Here is a 1764-nt window from a genome sequence, read left to right on the forward strand (position 1 = left end):
CCACCCAGGGGCGGATCCACGATCTGGGTGACCCCGAACCTCGACCACGTCCACCTCTTCGACGCCGCCACCGGCAACCGCCTCCCCGGCTGACCTGCCAGGGTGACTTGCGGCCCGCTGCATCGGAGACGGGCGTCCCCCGCCGGCCTGCCGGGCGACGGCTGCCGGCAAGGGCACCCGAACGGGTGTCGGGGGATCCGGGCGGCCGGCTGACGTGGAGTGTTCCACAACGGAACATCCTGTGACGCGGACCACAGCCTAGCGTGATGGGCATCACCGGCCCTCCAGTTCCCGGAACGGCCATGTCAGCTCGTGCACGGCGCCCGGGGTCTCGCACCCGGGCGCCCACGCCCTACAGGAAGGGTCTCCATGAAGGTCCTCGACACCGCTCCGCCGAGCGTGAGCACGGTGGTCACCCAGCGGGTGAGCAACGCCGTCCAGCGCTACCTGCCCGATCCGTTCGTCATCGCCATCGGCCTGACCGTCGTCGTCTTCGCGATGGCGATGCTGATCGAGGGCACCGGTCCGATCGAGACCGTCCGTCTGTGGGGCGAGGGCCTCTGGACGCTGCTGTCCTTCTCCATGCAGGTGACGGTGCTCCTGCTCACCGGCTACATGCTGGCGAACACCCCGGTCGTGCAGCGCCTGCTGGACGGCATGTCCAGCAGGGTCACCGATCCGAGGGTGGCGGTCGCGCTGGCGTGCTTCATCGGCCTCCTCGGCGCGTGGTTCAACGCCGGGCTGGGCATGGTGCTCGGCACGATCATCGCCCAGCGCCTGGCCTGCCACGTCCGGGGGATGCACTTCCCGCTGGCCGTCGCCGGCGGCTACGCGGGCTTCTGCATCTACGGCATCGGCGTCTCCGGTACCGTCCCGCTCTCCATCGCCACCCCGGGTCACCCCCTGGAGCCGCTCATGGGCGTGGCCCCGCTCTCGGCGACCGTCTTCCACCCCGTGATGCTGGGCACCTCGATCCTGGTGGCGATCGCGCTGCCGCTCTTCGTGGCGCTGCTCCACCCCCGGACGCCGGAGCTCGTGACCGAGGCCGACCCTGCGACCCTGCCCGCCCCGGCGGGCGCCGCGGACGCCGGTCCGCGCCCAGAGTGGTTCTCGGACCGGCTCAGCCACAGCCGTGCGCCGGGCTGGGTCATGGGCCTGATCGGCCTGACCTACTCGGTCGTCTACGTGGCCGACGGCGGGGCCATCAACTTCGACAGCATCAACGCGCTCTTCCTCTTCCTCTGCCTGCTGCTCTACGGACGCCCGGTCCTGTTCCTGAAGTCCCTGCGCGAGAGCACCCCCATGATCAGCGCCGTCCTGGTGCAGTACCCCATGTACGCCGGCATCATGGGCATCATGGGCATCCTGGCCGGCTCCGGGCTGATGATCACCTTCGCCGGGGTCTTCGTGGCCACCTCGAGCGCCGAGACCCTGCCGTTCTTCAGCTTCATCTCCGGCGGCGTCATCAACATCCTCGCCCCCTCGACCGGAGCCCAGTGGGCCATCCAGGGGCCGGTCATGGTGGAGGCGGCCCAGCAGATGGGCGCGGACATCGCGGCCACGAGCATGGGCGTGGCGATGGGCGACCAGTGGACCAACGCGATCCAGCCCCTCTGGATCCTCCCCGCCCTGGCGATCTCGGGCATCAAGCTGCGGGACGCCATGATCTACCTGCTGTACATCTCGGTGTTCCTGGGCGTCATCTACGGCGGCGCCATGCTGCTGTGGGGGTTCACCGCCTGACCGTCCGGTGGCGGACGGCGC

1 protein-coding gene is annotated in these 1764 nt (G+C 70.0%); it reads left to right on the forward strand.

What is annotated here, in order from left to right; all coding sequences use genetic code 11:
• The first annotated feature begins 369 nt into the window (after positions 1-369).
• Positions 370-1743, forward strand: a complete 1374-nt coding sequence (locus tag ACH9EU_RS06225) for a TIGR00366 family protein (RefSeq protein WP_396413073.1) — start codon at positions 370-372, stop codon at positions 1741-1743.
• The last annotated feature ends 21 nt before the right edge of the window (positions 1744-1764 follow it).

Source organism: Kocuria rhizosphaerae (assembly GCF_044462265.1).
Lineage (GTDB): Bacteria > Actinomycetota > Actinomycetes > Actinomycetales > Micrococcaceae > Kocuria > Kocuria rhizosphaerae.

Bases quoted from the DNA above. Each gene is read 5' to 3' on its own strand.
- ACH9EU_RS06225 (WP_396413073.1), top strand. From the start codon at position 370: ATGAAGGTCCTCGACACCGCTCCGCCGAGCGTGAGCACGGTGGTCACC.